The 16,511-nt window shown below is 69.3% G+C and carries 16 protein-coding genes; 8 read left to right on the top strand and 8 right to left on the bottom strand.

From position 1 onward, the window contains the following. Nucleotides 1-3 precede the first annotated feature (3 nt). A complete protein-coding gene (locus J8M50_RS24260; RefSeq protein ID WP_010360131.1) occupies nucleotides 4-636 on the top strand; it encodes a winged helix-turn-helix domain-containing protein in 633 nt (210 codons plus the stop codon). Then, on the top strand, nucleotides 636-1,157 hold the full coding sequence (locus J8M50_RS24255) for a P-loop nucleotide/nucleoside kinase family protein (protein ID WP_010360129.1): 522 nt from the start codon (nucleotides 636-638) through the stop codon (nucleotides 1,155-1,157). Before J8M50_RS24260 ends, J8M50_RS24255 begins: the two co-directional genes overlap by 1 nt. Nucleotides 1,158-1,181: 24 nt before the next feature. Here the strand turns inward: J8M50_RS24255 and J8M50_RS24250 are convergent, their stop codons facing one another. Then, nucleotides 1,182-2,261, bottom strand: coding sequence for a methyltransferase (locus tag J8M50_RS24250; RefSeq protein WP_010360127.1), 1,080 nt, complete (start codon nucleotides 2,259-2,261; stop codon nucleotides 1,182-1,184). A gap of 58 nt (nucleotides 2,262-2,319) precedes the next feature. Further along, nucleotides 2,320-3,432: a radical SAM protein gene (locus J8M50_RS24245; RefSeq protein ID WP_010360126.1), complete on the bottom strand. Its 1,113-nt coding sequence runs from the start codon at nucleotides 3,430-3,432 to the stop codon at nucleotides 2,320-2,322. A gap of 273 nt (nucleotides 3,433-3,705) precedes the next feature. Between J8M50_RS24245 and J8M50_RS24240 the strand changes: the two genes are divergently transcribed. The 3 genes from J8M50_RS24240 to J8M50_RS24230 are packed head-to-tail and all read left to right on the top strand — an operon-like array spanning nucleotide 3,706 to nucleotide 7,120. Further along, entirely contained in the window at nucleotides 3,706-5,412 is a 1,707-nt protein-coding gene (locus tag J8M50_RS24240; RefSeq protein WP_010360125.1) for a carbamoyltransferase family protein, read from the top strand. Beyond that, nucleotides 5,409-6,596, top strand: a complete 1,188-nt coding sequence (locus J8M50_RS24235; protein ID WP_010360124.1) for a DegT/DnrJ/EryC1/StrS family aminotransferase — start codon at nucleotides 5,409-5,411, stop codon at nucleotides 6,594-6,596. The genes J8M50_RS24240 and J8M50_RS24235 overlap by 4 nt, the downstream gene beginning before the upstream one ends. Nucleotides 6,597-6,631: 35 nt before the next feature. Then, the gene (locus tag J8M50_RS24230; RefSeq protein WP_010360122.1) at nucleotides 6,632-7,120 is read left to right on the top strand and encodes a glutathione peroxidase; all 489 of its coding nucleotides are present in this window, start codon (nucleotides 6,632-6,634) and stop codon (nucleotides 7,118-7,120) included. Nucleotides 7,121-7,160: 40 nt separating this feature from the next. Here the strand turns inward: J8M50_RS24230 and J8M50_RS24225 are convergent, their stop codons facing one another. Continuing rightward, a complete protein-coding gene (locus J8M50_RS24225; protein ID WP_010360121.1) occupies nucleotides 7,161-8,204 on the bottom strand; it encodes an SGNH/GDSL hydrolase family protein in 1,044 nt (347 codons plus the stop codon). Nucleotides 8,205-8,391: 187 nt separating this feature from the next. Between J8M50_RS24225 and J8M50_RS24220 the strand changes: the two genes are divergently transcribed. Both J8M50_RS24220 and J8M50_RS24215 read left to right on the top strand, forming a co-directional pair. Next, nucleotides 8,392-8,892 (top strand): hypothetical protein, encoded by a 501-nt coding sequence (locus J8M50_RS24220; RefSeq protein WP_178855079.1) that lies wholly within the window; start codon nucleotides 8,392-8,394, stop codon nucleotides 8,890-8,892. 34 nt (nucleotides 8,893-8,926) lie between these two features. Next, entirely contained in the window at nucleotides 8,927-9,829 is a 903-nt protein-coding gene (locus J8M50_RS24215; RefSeq protein WP_010360118.1) for an amidohydrolase family protein, read from the top strand. 39 nt (nucleotides 9,830-9,868) lie between these two features. Here J8M50_RS24215 and J8M50_RS24210 read toward each other — a convergent pair whose 3' ends face one another. Further along, complete coding sequence (locus J8M50_RS24210) at nucleotides 9,869-10,831, bottom strand: PDR/VanB family oxidoreductase (protein ID WP_010360117.1); 963 nt, start codon at nucleotides 10,829-10,831, stop codon at nucleotides 9,869-9,871. 239 nt (nucleotides 10,832-11,070) lie between these two features. Here J8M50_RS24210 and J8M50_RS24205 point away from each other — a divergent pair, with 239 nt between their 5' ends. After that, nucleotides 11,071-12,261, top strand: coding sequence for an IS110 family RNA-guided transposase (locus J8M50_RS24205; protein ID WP_029184636.1), 1,191 nt, complete (start codon nucleotides 11,071-11,073; stop codon nucleotides 12,259-12,261). A 46-nt stretch (nucleotides 12,262-12,307) separates the two neighbouring features. Here J8M50_RS24205 and J8M50_RS24200 read toward each other — a convergent pair whose 3' ends face one another. From J8M50_RS24200 to J8M50_RS24185, 4 genes are all read right to left on the bottom strand, one after another. Then, nucleotides 12,308-13,657 (bottom strand): SCP2 sterol-binding domain-containing protein, encoded by a 1,350-nt coding sequence (locus J8M50_RS24200; protein ID WP_010360114.1) that lies wholly within the window; start codon nucleotides 13,655-13,657, stop codon nucleotides 12,308-12,310. A gap of 464 nt (nucleotides 13,658-14,121) precedes the next feature. Then, nucleotides 14,122-14,712 carry an NAD(P)H-binding protein gene (locus J8M50_RS24195; protein WP_223786258.1) on the bottom strand — a complete coding sequence of 197 codons (591 nt, stop codon included), beginning with the start codon at nucleotides 14,710-14,712 and terminating at the stop codon, nucleotides 14,122-14,124. 45 nt (nucleotides 14,713-14,757) lie between these two features. After that, the gene (locus J8M50_RS24190; protein WP_010360112.1) at nucleotides 14,758-15,459 is read right to left on the bottom strand and encodes an SDR family oxidoreductase; all 702 of its coding nucleotides are present in this window, start codon (nucleotides 15,457-15,459) and stop codon (nucleotides 14,758-14,760) included. Nucleotides 15,460-15,558: 99 nt separating this feature from the next. Next, complete coding sequence (locus J8M50_RS24185) at nucleotides 15,559-16,425, bottom strand: alpha/beta fold hydrolase (protein WP_010360111.1); 867 nt, start codon at nucleotides 16,423-16,425, stop codon at nucleotides 15,559-15,561. Nucleotides 16,426-16,511 lie beyond the last annotated feature (86 nt).

Genomic DNA, 16,511 nt, shown 5'->3' with positions numbered 1-16,511 from the left:
TCCATGTACGTACTGGCTCAGTCCCTGACACCGGCAGACCTGGAGGTGCTCGCGGAGGCATGTGCCGAAGTGGGCATCGCCCTGCATGTCACGGACCCCGCGACGGGCCACGCCCCGCCGCCCGGCGCGCTGCTGGTCTCCTTCCACCGGGTCGCCGCCGCCCGGCCTGACGACCTGTCCGTGACGGACCTCAAGCGCCGGGGCGGTTACGCCGTCGCCGTGCTGGACAGTGTCTCCGCCACCGAGGTCCTGGCGGCGGTCACCGCCGGCTACGGCTTCACGCTGGCCAGCCCCCTGCGGCGGCCCCGGATCGTGGAGACCCTCAGCTATCTCAAGACGGTCACCCCGTCCGAGAACACCCAGGTGCTGACGCTCGCGAACGGCTCGCTGAACTCCGCCGCGAAGTCGTTGCCCGTGACCGACGCCGAGGCGGGGCTGCTGCGCCTGCTGTCCGGCCGGCCGGGCCAGATCGTCTCCCGCGAGGAACTCAGCGAGGCCACCGGCGGGGAGGACGTGAACAAGGTGACCTCGGTCCTGAAGCAGAAGTTCCTCGACATCGACTCCGGTGCGAAGCTCCTGAAGATCCCGCACCTGGGCTTCCGCCTGGTCGGCACGGTCCACGAGGTGGCCGGCTGATGCGCGCCGTAGTGATCACCGGTGCCCCGGGCGTGGGCAAGACCCGGCTGGGACACCAGCTGGTGACGCGGTACGGCATGCCGGCCGCCGCGATGGACTGCGACCCGATCGTCCACCCCTGGAACGGCGGCGAGGAGGTGTACGACCTGATGGCCTCGACCGTGCGCGCGGCCCTGCCCGTCTACCGGGAGTGGGGTGCCCGCGTCGTGATCGTCACCGGGGTGGTCCTCGCGGGCCGTGCCTACGAACGTTTCCAGAAGGTGTTCGAGGAGCTCGGCGCGGAGGCGGTCTACTACGGCCTGCGGGCGGACCCGGAGGCGCTGGCCGCCCGGATCGAGAGCGACGCGGGCGGGCGGCTGTTCGTGGAGGGCCGGCTGGCGGAGCGTCACCTCGACGCGGAGGTGCCCGACGTGCCCGGCGTCCGGCTGGTCGACACCACGCGCCTGACGCTGATGGAGGTCGCCGACGCGGTCGCGGCCCTGGAACGCGCCGACCTCGGGCCGACGGTCACCGGGGGCTGACCCGTGGGCCGCCCCCGATGCCGGTCACTGGAAGCGGCCGACCGCCAGGCCCTCGCCGTCGCAGCGTACCGAGAGGACGAATCCGTAGTAGTGGGTGGCACCGATCCGCGTGACGTACTCCCGGACCTCGTCGCCGAGCGGGCCGGTGAGCTGCTGTTCCTCGTCGCGGGGCGCGAAGGCCGGCCAGCGCGGGGGCGTGGAGGGCCGCAGCAGCAGCCGTCCGAAGACGCCCAGGCGGCGCAGTTCGGCCGCCAGTTCCGGGACGAAGAACGGCCCGCGCTCGTCCCCGTAGGCGGCGGCCTGGAGCAGCGCCTCGCCTTCCTGGGTGAGGAGTCCGGGGACCAGGCGCAGGAGTTCCCAGAAGAACTCCAGGCCGTCCAGCCCCGCTTCGCCGGCCAGCCAGCCGAGCGAGCCGCGGCGCAGCGGGAGGCAGGGCGGGTTGGAGACGACCAGGTCGAACCGGGAGTCCAGCGACAGGGACATGATGTCGCCCTCGACAGCGGTCAGCCGGTCCCCCAGCCCGTTGATGTGGGCGTTGAGCGTCGCGGCGGCCGTGCACTCCGGGTTGACGTCGACCGACAGGACCTCGGCGCCGTTGCGGGCCGCCGACAGTCCGAGGATGCCGGTGCCGCATCCCAGGTCCAGGGCCGACCGGGCACCTCGGCGCGCCGCCACCAGCCGGGAGAGCGTCATCGAGTCGGTGCCGACCCAGGGCGCGTACGAGCCCGTGTCCCGTCCCGCCGCCCGCCAGGCGGCCAGCAGCGACATGCCGTCCCCTCGGACCAGGCAGTAGTCGGCCGACATCTTCCCGGACTCCTCGGAGAGCACCCGGGCGCGGAGCAGCAGGTCGAGCAGGGGTGCGGGGACCTCGGCGCGGACGTCGGACTCGGCCACCTGCTCCCCGAAGACGAAGAGGGAGGACAGGACGGACTCGGCGGCGAGGGTGGTGGAGATCGCCGCCAGGGTCTCGGGGTTGCGCCACGGCGCCAGCTCGCCGAGCCAGTCCCCGGCGAGCGTGAGCAGATCGTGCTGCGGAAGCGTGAGAAGCCTTTGCAGCCCGGCGCCCGCGAAATCGTCGTCGGACATCCCATCCACGGAAATCATCGCGTCTCCTCGCGGCCTCGGTATGTTCTGGTCTTCCGGTATTCCGCCGCCCGCAAGATCAGCGGGGTTCCCCGGCCGGCTCGAAGACCGGCGTGAACGCCGATTTCAGCTCGCGCAGCCGTTCCAGAGCGCGGGGTCCGGCGTACGGGGCACAGCGCGCGATTTCCTGTCCGGAGATGTTGCCGAACAGATAGAGGTTGACCACGTCGATCGGTCCGGTGCAGCTCTTGCAATACGGAAAGCGCGGCCGGGGCTGCATGAACATGTCGTAGTGCTGGTGTTTCCCGAACTGTTCATGGATGAGTTCGGGATTCTCCTTTATGTTGCCCATGGGTTTGAGCCAGGCATAGGGACAGCAGGAAACGTCTCCCTGTCCGAAGAGTTGCGCGGTGACGGCCGTCGCGTAACACCGCAGCGTACGGACGCCGGTGCTCAGCTGATTCCCGATGTGTTCCACGAAGGCCCGTGGGGGAAGCACCTCGGACAGTTCGTCGTAGCGTTCGAGGAGTGGCGCGAAATGGTCGCCGAGGGGCGGTGCATGGGTGGTCCTGGTCTCGCCGCGCACCGGGAAGAAGTAGAGCATCACGCCGCGCCCGTACCGTTCGAGCAGGAACTCGGCGAAATCCGCCTGGCCGGTGGCGTTGACGTCGCTGATCACCGACTGGATCTCGATGGGGATGCCCAGCTCCACCGCGTGGTCCAGGTGGCGCATGATGACGTCGAAGAGCTTGTGCTGCTTCGGCGGCAGCCGGTGGCTGTTCATCTCCAGGGTGTGGCCGTCGAGGGAGAGGCACAGCTGGACGTTGCCCAGCTCGGCGAGCGCCTCCAGCCGGTGCGGTGTCAGGAAGGCGCCGTTGGTGATGACCTGGACGACCTCGTACTTCTCGCTGCACTCCGCGACGAACTCGGTGGAGCCTTTCAGCCAGAAGAACTCGCCGCCGCTCAGGCGCATGATGGGGCTGTCCACCTGGCGGTGGTAGGCGTCGAGGATCTCGTGCCAGTCCGCCCGGCGGTCGGTGGTCAGGCGCAGGCGGGCGTCCGGAACCGCCATGAGGAGGTTGAAGTCCTCGGTGAGGCAGTAGGAGCACCGCATCTGGCACAGCTGCTCCTCGATGACCATGTCGTTCATCAGGAGTTTGAGACGGTCCTGCCCATCGCGATTCGCGAACATCGCATCACGATATTGACTCTTCAGGGCCATGCCTATCACCGCACCCAGGTCGTATTCGCGCACGACTCTTCCGTTGAGCGACGATCCTAACTTCACCTTCAAGACAGGGGCAATGAACGTTACCGAGGGCGTTGTCGTTCGGCCGGAAGTCGACTTGATCCGGCCCGAGGATGGCTCATATCCGCCTGCTGACTGACTCGTTGCGACCGGGTAACCTTACGCCCCACGTACTCGCCAAATCCGCAGACCTGCACCGGGAGTAAGGACGGCAGTATGCTCGCTCTGGGGCTCGGCGGTTCCAACCACGATTTCTCTGCCTGTCTCGTCGAGAACGGCGAGATCGCCGTCGGTATTGAAGAGGAGCGGCTGAGGCGCCGCAAATACGCGGTCAATGTGAATTCGCTGGCGAACCAGTGCTGGCGATACTGCCTGACGACACACGAGGTGCGTCTCGCCGACGTGGACGCGATCGTCGCGGACGACACCCTGCTGCCCAGCTGTTATTTCCCGTTCCGCAGCCGGACGACGCTCATCCGCCATCACCTGGCGCACGCCGCCAGCGCCTTCCTCCCCTCCCCCTTCCCCGAGGCCGCGGTCCTCGTGGTCGACGGGGCGGGCAGCCTGTTCGAGGGCCAGGGCGTCGAGACCCTGACCATGTCGGTCGGCAACGGCACGGAGATCACCGAGATCTCCAAGGTGTACGGGACCAACTGGAGCACCGACGGGCTGCGGGAGGCCCGGGTCTACCAGGCCGGGGACAGCGACCACTCGCTGGGCTTCATGTACAAGGCGGTCAGCAGGGCCATCGGCTTCACCCTCTACGAGGAGGGCCCCTGGTACCTGACCGAGGACGGCAAGACCATGGGCCTGGCGCCCTACGGGACCGACCGCTACCGGGCGGAATTCCGGCGCCACCTCGCCCTGCTGCCGGAGGGCCGCTTCGAGCTGCACCTCAAGGACGGCGGACTGCTGGACTTCGTCGAGCACGCACTGGACGGCCTTGAGGGGGACGAGCGCTTCGCGCGCGGCGCCGACCTCGCCTGGGCCGCCCAGGACCTGCTGGAGACCGCCGTCCTGCACGCCGCCGGCTGGCTGCACCGGGAGACCGGTCTCACCCGCCTGTGCCTGGCCGGCGGTGTCGTCCTCAACTCGGTCGCCAACGGCAAGATCCTGCGGCACACGCCGTTCACCGACGTCTTCGCCCAGCCCGCAGCGGGCGACAACGGCTGCGCGGTCGGCTGCGCCTACTACGGCTACCACGTCCTCGGCGAACAACCCCGGCAGCGTGGTCCGAAGGCCCCCAGCACAGCCCCCCGGCCGCAGCGCCACACCTACCTCGGCCGCCGGTACACCACCGAGGAGATCCAGCGCGCGCTCGACGCCTCGGGCCTGCCCCACCGCCGGGTGGAACGGCCCGCCCGGCTGGCCGCCGGCCTGCTGCCGCAGGGCGCGCTCATCGGCTGGTTCACCGGGGGCTCGGAGTTCGGGCCGCGCGCCCTCGGCCACCGCAGCATCCTCGCCGACCCGCGCCGCGCGGAGATGAAGGACATCCTCAACAGCAAGGTCAAGCACCGCGAGGCGTTCCGTCCGTTCGCCCCCGCAGTCCTGGCCCACCGGGCCGCCGAGTACTTCGACCTCGCCATCGAGTCGCCGTACATGCTGCTCGTCGCGCCGGTGCGGGACGACAAGCGCCAGGAGGTGCCGGCCATCACCCACGTGGACGGCACGGCGCGGGTCCAGACGCTGACGCCGGAGGCCAACGGCGCCTTCTACGAACTGGTGGAACGGTTCGGCGAACTCACCTCCGTACCCGTGGTGCTCAACACCTCCTTCAACGACCGCGGCGAGCCGATCGTGGAGACCCCCGAGCAGGCGCTCGCCTTCTTCGGGCCGAGCCAGCTCGACTACCTCTTCCTGGAGGACTTCGTGGTGGCGCACAGCGCGACGGACCTCGACACGGTGACGGAGGCGGGCGCGTGACGGACGCCCCGGGGATGCGGTACGAGACCTGGCGGGCCCTCGCCCTGTGGGGCGACGAGGAGGAGGCCGCCGCCCTGGAGGTGATCCGGTCGCGGTCGCTGTTCCGTTACTACGGGCCGGACCTGGGCCACCGGACCGACCGGTTCGAGGCCGCGTTCTCCGAGGCCGCCGGGGTCGCGCACACCGTCGCCGTGTCCTCGGGCACCGCCGCGCTCACCGCCGCGATGATCGGCCTCGGGATACCGGCCGGGGCCGAGGTGATCGTGCCCGCCGTGACCTTCGTCGGCAGCGTCGGCGCCGTCGTCGCCGCCCGCGCCGTCCCCGTCTTCGCCGAGGTCGACGACTCGCTGACCCTGGACCCCACGCTGCTGGAGGAGCGGATCACCGAGCGGACCTGGGGGGTCATGCCGGTGCACCTGGGCAACGTCGCCGCCGACATGGACCCGCTCCTGGAGGTCGCGCGGCGACGCGGACTGCGGGTGATCGAGGACGCGGCCCAGGCCGCCGGCGTCCGGTACCGGGGGCGGCCCGTCGGCAGCCTCGGCGACGCGGGCGCGTTCAGCTTCCAGCTCGACAAGAACATCACCGCCGGCGAGGGCGGCGCGGTCACCACGGCCGACGCCGACGTGTACGACCGGGTGGCCCGGTACCAGGACCAGGGCGGCCAGTTCACCACCTCCAAGGGCGCGACGCGCGGGAGCGGCGACGGCCCGCCGTTCGTCGGCGTCAACCTGCGCATGACCGAGCTGACGGCGGCCGTCCTGTCCGCGCAGCTCCCCCGGCTGGCCCCCATGTGCCGACGGCTGCGGGACGTGGCACGCCGGGTACGCGGCGAGGTCGCCGATCTGCCGGTCCGCTGGCGGCGGCTGCCGGACGAGGAGGGGTCGGGCGGCGACCTCACGCTGTTCCTCGACTCCCGGCTCCAGGCGCGCGCCTTCGTCGCCGACCTGAACGCCGCCGGTGTCCCGGCCCACACGATGTACCAGGGGCAGCCGGTCACGGCCAACCGCGCCGTACGGGAGGGGCGGACGCCCTGGGGTGTGGAGTGGGAGCGCCCTCCGCGCTTCCGGATCAGCGAGGGGCTCCTCGGCCGCTCCGTCACCATCGGGCTGGGCGCCGCCATGACCGACGAGGACGTCGACGCCGTCGTCACCGCCTTCCGCAAGAGCTACCCGGCCGGCTGAACGATCCCGGCCGTCATTGATACGAGCGGAGCGACATGTCCCTGTACAACATCCCCGTCCGCACACTCGCCGGGGAGCCCGGTGATCTGAGCCCCTACCGGGGCAAGGTCCTTCTCGTGGTGAACGTGGCCTCGCGGTGCGGGCGCACACCGCAGTACGCGGCGCTCGAAGAACTGCACCGGCGCTACGGGCCTCGCGGGTTCACTGTCCTGGGTTTCCCCTGCAACCAGTTCGGGCAGCAGGAGCCGGGCACCTCCGAGGAGATCCAGGAGTTCTGCTCGACCACGTACGACGTCACCTTCCCGCTCTTCGAGAAGGTGGACGTGAACGGTGCGCGGCGGCATCCGGTCTACGAGATCCTCACCGCCGCCCACGACGGACGCGGGGTGGGCGGGGACGTCGAGTGGAACTTCGAGAAGTTCCTCGTCTCGGCCGACGGGACGGTGGTCCAGCGCATCGGGTCACGCGTCAAGCCGGACGCCCCTGACGTCATCGCCCGGATCGAAGCGCTGCTGCCGGCCTGACGCCGGAGCCGTCGGACCGGGCTCCGGCGTCAGGGTTCGGTCAGTGCTGGCGGAGGGCCAGGCGGATCGCCCGCTCCACGTGGACGGCGGTGTTGGCGTGTCCCGCTGCGTTGGGGTGGATCATCGTGGCGTGCTTGTCGATGGGAGCGCACTCCACCCCGGTGCCGGGGAACGTGGTGGGCCAGTAGTCGGCGGCGTCGCCGCAGATCCCTTCCATCCACTTGGTGCCCTCGGGCTGACAGACGTCGTGGCCCTCGCTGGACGAGAAGACGTTGACGTAGCGGTCACCGAAGGACGCCGAGGCCCGCTGGAGCGTCTTGTTCAGCGGCTTGAGGACGCCGTCTCGGAGCCAGTCGACGTCGGCGTGGGTGGTCGTGTCGAGTTCGGTGAGGGACCCTCGGTCACAGGCGCTGCCCCGGGTCGGCATGATGGTCGGGTAGCCGATGTTGATCACCTTGGCGTTGGGCGCGGCCCGGTGCACCTCGGCCAGCATCTCGGTGTACTCGCTCTGGACCCGGGCGAGCCTCTCCCCGACGCTCTCCACCCCGGCGGGCGGGTTGGTGAAGTACGCGCGGCAGGACTGGTCGGCCGCGCCCAGTTCGAGGCATTTGGGGAAGATGTCGCCGAAGGGCAGGCTGTTGCCGCCGATGGCGATGGTGACGATGTCGGTCCCGTCGTCGAGCCCGGCCCGCTCGATCTGCGTGTCCACCGCGGGCCAGCCGCCGGGCGGGGTCTCGACCGGGCTGATCGGTGTCTGCTTGACCTTGGCGATGTTCGCGATGACGGCGCTGCTGCACGCGACGTTGGTCAGGCGGACGTGCTTGCCCGGCGGGACCTCGGTGAATCTCCGTTCGACCAGGCTGGGGTAGGAGCCGCTGGTCCTTGCGCAGCCGTCCTGCGCCGGATCACCCAGCGGGGGCTGTGGATCGCCGACGAAGACGCCGGCGGTGAAGGAGTCGCCGAGCGCGGCCCACTCGTATTCGTCGGCCGCTCCGGCGGAGCCAGCAGGTAAGAGCGTGGCCGCGGCGAGTGTGAGCCCTAGGGCCAGGGCTCGTGTGCGCGGGCGGGAGACAGCGTGTCGCATGGATACTCCAGGGTTAGTGGACGCCCGGGTGACGGAACACGACGCCCGGGGCGGAACGCACCTCGATCAAGATTGTCCGGGCCATCGCCGCGCATTGTCCGGCGAAACAGCCCGCCTTCATCCAATGGACCTATTTGGTCGAATCTTTAGCGTCGCCTGCCGACCATTTTGCTAGGATCCCGCGCGCTTGAGCTTCGTAACTCTGCCGGGTGGGCTGGCAGAAGGCTTCGTGGTCGGTGGTGTCGGGGGCGCCCGGGTCAACATGAACCTGCGACGGCGGCTGGACCTCGTCATGATTCTCGCCCCGTTCACGGCGTATCTGCTGGCCGAGTTGATCCACGCCTCGGGCGTCCTCGCGGTCGTGGTGACCCTCGTGGTGCAGGGGCTGCTGCTGCCGGGCGTGGTGCGCTGGGCCCGGCTGCCTCGGGACACGTCCGTCGACGAGGAGCAGATCCTCGCCGGGACGCTGGCGACCGTACGGGCGCGGAGCGCGGGCACGGGCGACAGTCCCGCCCTGCTCCGCAACCGCCACTACACCGACCTCCGCCTCGCCCTCATCGCTACGAAGCGCGCGACCGTCGTCCGACTGAGGGACGAGGCGCGGATCGACGACACCGTGCTCCGCCGGCTCCAAGCGACCCTGGACAACGAAGAAGTCCGGCTGGCCGGAGGCGAACAGGCGGAGTAGCGGACCCCGGCCCACGAGAAGAAAGCTCGCCGCCATGGCCTCTGGCCTCATCGACGTCCACGCCTACCCCGACGGCATGGGCGGCTGGCCGTCGTGGTCCGTGCGCGACCATCTGGAGCTAATGGACCGCAACGGCATCGAGACCGCGATGCTCTCCCTGTCCTCCCCCGGCGTGCACTTCGGTGACGACAAGGCGGCCCGTTTCCTGGCCCGGCGTGTGAACGAGTACACCGCCGACATGGCGCGCGACCACCGGGGCCGCTTCGGCACCTTCGTGTCGCTTCCGCTGCCGGACGTGGACAGCGCACTGGCGGAGATCGCCTACGCCTACGACCAACTGGCCGCCGACGGCGTGGCGTTGCTGACCCACACCCACGGCGTGTACCTGGGCAACGAACGCCTGGAGCCGGTGTTCGCGGAGCTGGACCGCCGGAAGGCCGTGGTCTTCCTGCACCCCACCTCCCCCGTGTGCTGGGAACAGTCCGCACTCGGCAGGCCCCGCCCGATGGTCGAATACATCTTCGACACGGCCCGCACCGTCACGGACCTGGTGATGGCGGGCGTCCTGACCCGGCACCCGAACCTGCGGGTGATCGTCCCGCACTGCGGAGGCGCGCTCCCGGTCCTGGCCGACCGCATCAACGAGTTCATGCACCTCTTCGTGCCGCCGCACGAGGCTCCCCCGCGTGACGCCGTACAACAACTGGGGTCCCTGTACTACGACATGGCGGGTACGGCCTTCCCACGCCAGGTTCCGGCCCTGCTGAAGCTCGTCGGCCCCGACCGCGTACTCTTCGGCAGCGACTACTGCTGGACGCCGGCGCCGCTCGCCGACGCCCACATCTCGACGATCGACACGGCCGCCCCACCGGCCGACGGCACCACGTGGCGCTCACTGACGACGGCGAACGCCCTGCGCCTGTTCCCGCAGACGTAGGGCCCTGGCCCCGGATCCACATGCTTTCCCGGGAACGGATCAGAGGTCCAGGACCAGGCGGTCCCCCTTGGCCCGGGAGACGCAGATCATCATCGTGTCGCCCGCCTCGCGTTCCTCCTCGTTCAGGACCGAGTCTCGGTGGTCGATCTCGCCGGAGAGGACCGTCGTTTCGCAGGTTCCGCAGATGCCTTCCTCGCACGAGGTCATCACCGAGACGCCGGCCCCTGCTACGGCCTCAAGGATGGACATGTCCTCGGAGACCTTCAACGTCCGGCCGCTCTGGGCGAGTTCGACCTCGAAGGTTGTGAGCGGGCCGGTGGTGGCGTCCGTTTTCGGGGCGAAGCGCTCCAGGTGCAGGGCGCCGGTCGGCCACTTCGCGCAGCCGGCCTCGACCGCCGCGAGCAGGGGTTCCGGGCCGCAGGTGTAGACGGCCGTCTTCCGTTGCGGCTTGCCGAGCAGGGCGGGCAGGTCCAGCAGCCCGTGCTCGTCCTGCGGTCGCAGGGTCACCCGGTCTCCGTACGTCTGCCGCAGGGGCTCGGCGAAGGCCATCGACGCTCGGGTTCGGCCGCCGTAGACGAGGCGCCAGTCCGCGCGGGTCGCGTCGACGGCCGCGATCATGGGGAGGATCGGGGTGACGCCGATGCCGCCCGCGATGAACAGGTAGCTCTTGGCCTTCACGAGGGGGAAGTGGTTGCGCGGGCCGCGTACGCGCACCAACTCGCCTTCGGTGAGCACGTCGTGTACGTGGCTCGACCCGCCCCGGCTCTCCGGTTCACGCAGCACCGCGACCTGGAGGCGGGACCGGTCCGCCGGGTCCCCGCACAGTGAGTACTGCCGGACGAGGTCGGCCCGCAGGACCAGGTCGATGTGTGCTCCCGGCTCCCATTCCGGCAGGGGTCGGCCTGCCGGGTCGCGCAGCGTCAGCAGTACGACGCCGTCGGCGATCCCTTCCTTGCGTTCGAGTACGAGGTCGAGTTCGGCTTCGGTGCCGAGAGTGCTCATGACCGGCCCTACTTTCTTGTCTTGGGTTCGAACTGGTCACTCGTAAGATCAGCGGGGCCCGGGGGCTCTGGGTATGGCTGTCATGGCGGCGCCGTGAGATGGCTGGAAAGGCTTGGCCGCCCGGAGCCCCGCGACGACTCGACCGCCGATTGGGAGATGCGACTCGATCGCTGTGTAGGGCAACGTCGGCGAGGTCGTCTGCTGGGCCTTGAACGCGCGACGAGCTGGCGGAGGTGACCGTGCCCCAGATATGGGCCGGAGTGGATATCGGTAAGGAACACCACCACTGCGTGGTGATCAACACGGGCGGCGAACGCCTGCTGTCCCGCCGGGTCCTGAACGACGAGACGGCTTTGCTGGAACTGATCGGGGACGTCCTGGCCCTCGATGCCGACGTGCTGTGGGCGGTCGACCTCAACCACGGCGGAGCCGCCCTGCTGATCGGGTTGCTGCTCAGCCACGACCAGCTGATGGTCTACATCACCGGCCTGACCGTGCACCGCGCTTCGGCCTCCTACCGGGGTGAAGGCAAGACGGACGCCAAGGACGCCTTTGTCATCGCGGACCAGGCCCGCATGCGCCGAGACCTGGGCCTGCTGCGGCCCGGCGACGAGATCGCCGTGGACCTGCGTACCCTGACCGGCCGTCGCACCGATCTGATGTGTGACCGCACTCGCCAGATCAACCGGTTGAGGGCCCAACTGCTGGAAATTTTCCCGGCGTTGGAGCGCGAACTGGAGTTGACGAACAAGGGGCCCGTTGTCCTGCTGACGGGCTATCAGACCCCGGCGGCGATCCGTCGCAGTGGCACGAAGCGCATCGAGACGTGGCTGCGCAACCGCAAGGTCCGCAGCGCCGCGGCCCTCGCCAGGACGGCGGTGGAGGCCGCTGAAGCACAGCACACCGCGCTGCCCGGCGAGAAGCTGGCCGCCGCGATGGTGGTCCGCCTCGCGAAGGGGGTGATGGCCCTTGATGAGGAGATCGCGGAAGTCGATACCCTGATCGAGGCCCGGTTTCGCGAACATCCGCACGCCGAGGTGATCCTCAGCCTGCCCGGCATGGGCAAGCAATTGGGTGCCGTGTTCCTGGCCGCCACCGGCGGTGACATGGACGCCTTCGGCAGCGCCGACCGGCTCGCCGGTTTCGCGGGCCTGGCGCCGACTCCGCGCGACTCCGGCCGCGTCAGCGGCAACCTGCGCCGACCACGTCGCTTCCACCGTGCGCTGCTCAACGCGATGTATCTCTCTGCACTCTCCAGCCTCAAGAGTTGCCCGGCCTCGAAGGCGTACTACCAACGCAAACGCGCTGAGGGGAAGGGCCACAAACAGGCACTGCTGGCACTTGCGCGCCGGCGGGTCAACGTCCTGTGGGCCATGATCCGCGACGGAGCGTGTTACCAAGCCGCACCGCCTGTCACAGCAGCGGCTTGACATCAGCATTGGGAAGCCTTTCGCTTTATCGGGGATGGTTTGTCGATCAGGACGGGAAGCAACGGCCGAATTCGCGCAACAGCCGAGGAGAGCCCTGCAATTTGATCTGGCGCCGGACCAGTGCCCACGCCAGCACGGTCGGTTTGGTGAGAAAGCGCAGCCAAGTGGCCGTGTCGGCGGTGACCTTGAGATCCGCGTCGCCGTGATGCCCGTCGGTGATACCGAGTTCGCGGTCGTGGATGGTCACGGTGATCTGTCGGGACTCGGCGCCGGTGAACGTGAAGTGGTACGTGGTGGACATGTCCTTGGCCTGTTCGCGCTGGAAGATCAGCGGCATGCCTTCCACGAGGCCGTCGATGCTGTTCGCGCGCAGGCTCATCGCGACGTGCTTCGTCCGCTTGTTCGGGAACTGTTTCGCCACGTGCTGCTCGGCGTCGGAGCCGGGGACGACGTAGACGGTCTCTTCCTTGTCCACCAAGGGGCGTACGACCTGGGTCAGATGGGACTTACGGTTCTCCAGCCAGGGACCGATGACGTCCTCGCCGGCCGGGCACACCGACATGCAGTAGGCCGCTTTGTAGTTGGCGCCGAAGGACAGGCTCTGCCACATGGACGCGCTCTCGCTGTCACTCACGCGCGAGCGGTAGTCGTCGGCGGTGCGACTTTCGGCGACCTGTTCCGCCCAGTCGCCGAATCCCCCCATGAATTCGCGGTAGTTGTGGGTGTAGCAGGCGGAGAAGTTGAAGTGGCCGTCGGACGCGATCGCCCCGGTCGGGCAGGCTGTCACGCACAGCTTGCATTCCAGGCAGGGGTTGTAGTCGATGGGCCGGTCGTATTCGCTGACTTCGCTGTCGACGAGGATGGTACCCAGCAGAATGAAATTGCCGAACTGGGGGTGGATGACGTTGCGGTGGATGCCCATCTTGCCGAGTCCAGCCGCGACGGCGACCGGTTTGTGCCCGACGACCCACGTCTTCCGGGGGAACTTGTCCATCTCCATCGGAAAGCCCATCGCGGGGTTGATGGCGCGTACGCCCATCGCCTCCAAATCCCCCACCACGTGCCGCCCGACCTCGTTCGTGTGGTCGCCGGTGTGGTGGAACTCCAGGTTGGCCACCGAGCGCGCCGGGGTGCGGATGTTCTCCCGGTTCATCCGGGTCACGAAGCTGATCAGCGTACGGACACCCGGCAGCGCGGCTTCCAGGTCCGCCCGCTGGTCGGCGATGTCCGGCCGGTCGATCTCGACGAAACCGACGTCATCCGCGCCCGCGTCGAGACACAACTGCCGCAGCCGGACGGCGTCCAGCGGCCCGGCGGGCCGGGTGACACCGTGATCGTTCCGCTGGCGGACTTTCACGACGGTGGGATGGTCGCCGAGCCTGTTCTTACCGGCCATCGGGCATCCTTTCCTGTTGCCTGACGTGGGGTGAGGTACGCGCGACCGCGTCACGCACGTCGGTGGGGGTGGGGTCAACAGGCCGCGTTCAGCGGCGAGTTGAGGCAGAGAGGCCATCCGGACGCCGGGCAGGGCGCACGCGATGCAGGTGGCGCAGATACTCAGATCGGGGTCGAAGCCGTGGCTGAAGACGCATCCGCCGGGTTCTCCGAGGCGGGCGGCGACGGCCGGGAAACAGCATCTGTTCGACGCGGCGGATCAGACCACGCGGGCCGATCTCCCGCGCGTCGAGGACAAGTTGACCGATGAGCCAGCCGCGCGACCTCGCCACCGCCGCGTACCGGTACCGCTCAACGGCTCAGCGCAGCCGCCGACTCCTGGATGCGCGGATGGTTCTCCCGCGCCCACCGCACAGTCTTCGACGGATGCCCGAGCAGAGTCTCCAACTGGGCGGTGGTGCCGCGTTATCCGCCGCCGATCAGCCGGGCCAGGGCCTTCATGTGCTGCGCGGTGTGCGGAAGTTCGGCGAGGCTGCCGTCGACGAAGGTCGCGTTCCAGGTCTCGACGTCCTCGGGAACGTAGGTGACCGGGTGTCCCAGCACGGCCACGAATTCCTCCGCCACGTCGTACCCGGCGACGGGTGCGAGCCGGTGTTCGCCGAAGGGCAGGCGCAGTTCACCCTTGCTCAGCGACTCCAGCGCGCGCCGGGTCAGCAGGGGGTTCTCGACAAACATGGCCCCGCGGATGTTGACGGTGGGCAGGCCCGACCGCTCCAGCACCCGTTCGGTGACCCAGTGGGCCCGCTGCTGCGGCGACCACTCCATGTAGACGCGGCGGCAGCCCTTCAGAGCGCCGGTCACGTCGGCCATGTTCAGCAGGTCGCCGACGAAGACCTCGGCTCCGGCCCGGCGCAGCGAGTCCGCGCGCTCGTCGTCCCGCCGTACGAAGGCTCGTACGGACAGACCCTGTTCGAGGAGCATGTCGACCGTCGTCCGGCTGACGCCCCCGATATGGCCGGCGGCTCCAGTGATCAGGACGGGAGGGGTTTCTAACATCAGGGCGCCTTTTGTCGGGTCGGAGTGGGTCCGGGTGTCGTCGTGCTACTGGTTCAGCTGCGCGTACAACGCTTCCAGGTCCGCGGACAGCTGCGACTTGACCCAGCGCGTGGTGTCGTCGGCGAGGACCTCGTGGGCTCCCGCCTCGATGCCGTCGAGCGCCGCTACGGCGACGTCGCGGGGGTCGGCCTTGGCCGCGTCGAGGCCCGACGTCATGTCGGTGTCCACGTAGGCGACGTGGAGTCCGGTCACCGCGATGCCGCGCGGCTTCAGCTCCAGGCGCAGGGAGTTGGTCTGCGACCACAGGGCGGCTTTCGAGGCGCTGTACGGCGTGCCGTCGGCCAGCCAGGACAGGGCGGAGTGGACGTTGAGGATGTGTCCGCCGCCGTTGCGCTCGATGATCGGCGCGAAGGCGCGGGTGACCAGCAGGGGGCCGTAGAAGTTGGTCTCCAGGTCCCGGCGTACGTCGTCCATCGGGGAGTCGAGATAGGAGGCGCGGACCGAGGCGCCGGCGTTGTTGATCAGGACGGTGACGTCCTGGGCCTGTTCGGCGGCGGCCGTCACGGATGCCGGGTCGGTCACCTCCAGCGCGAGTGCCACGGCGCGGGAGTGCGTCACCGTGCGCGGGTCGCGGGCCGTCGCGTAGACCTTGGCGACGCCGCGCTCGTAGAGATTCTCGACCAGCATCCTGCCGATGCCCCGGCCGCCTCCGGTGACGAGGACGGTGGCGCCTTTGAGTGTTGTCACGACTGCCTCCAGAAATAGGAAACCGATCGGTTTCAGCGACTGTAAACCGATCGGTTTCACGATGCAAGCCTGGCAGGCGGCGACGTCGGCCGAGGGCGGTCACGCCACCGCGTTCACCAAGCCGGCCACCACCTCGGGCCTCTCCAGCGCGATGAAGTGACCCACCCCCGGCACCTGCGTGAACTCGGCGGCGGGCAGCAGCTCCCTGTTGGCTTCCCGGTCCGAGGGCCGGGACCAGTCCTTCTCCCCGTAGACGAGGTGGATCGGGGCCTTGACCTCGGAGTAGCGCGAGCGGGCGGCGATGAGGCTGGGCATGGCCTGGAACACACCCCGGGCAACAGTCGCGTAGCCGGGACGGCGGCCCACCTGGAGGAGTTCGTCCAGATAGTCCTCCCGCAGCGCACTTTTGTCGCCGAGGCCACCCTGCAGGATCGTGCGCATGGCGGGCTTGGGCTGCACCCCCGCGATCACCGTGCCCACCCCGGGGGCGAGGGCACCGCTGACCACGAATCGGGCGAGAAGGCTGGACCGGGCGACCCCGCCACGGAAGTCGTACGCGTTCACCGCGACGACGCGCCGCACCCGCTCCGGGAGATCGGCCGCGGTGGTCAGGGCGAGCACAGCCCCCATGGACTCCCCGACCAGTGTGACGTCGTGGAGGTCGAGTTCGGTCAGGAGCCGCTTGACGCCCGCACGCATGGCCGGCTCGTCGTACGAGGCGCCGGGCACGATCTCGGAGTAGCCCATCCCCGGCAGGTCGAGGGCGTAGACCGTGTAGTGGTCCGAGACCAGCGGAATGAGGTGGCGGTAGTGCTCGGCCTGCGTGCGCACGGTGTGCAGCAGAACCAGGGGCGCACCGCTGCCCGCCTTGAGGTAGCGCAATTCCCCCTCGCGGGGGTGGCGTCCCGCGCGCGGGGCGAGCGTGTGGCTGGTGGTCCCGGGGATGCGGATCGTGGGGTGGGGCATCTCGCCGACTCCTTGCGTGTGTGCTGCGGAAACGTGACTGGCGCGGTCCGGCGGGGCGGACGACCAGCAGGGGACGGTCATGCCCG

The organism is Streptomyces acidiscabies (assembly GCF_020010905.1).
GTDB lineage: Bacteria > Actinomycetota > Actinomycetes > Streptomycetales > Streptomycetaceae > Streptomyces > Streptomyces acidiscabies.
Note: the sequence above shows the minus strand (reverse complement) of the source record. Positions and strands in the feature narration are given on the sequence as shown.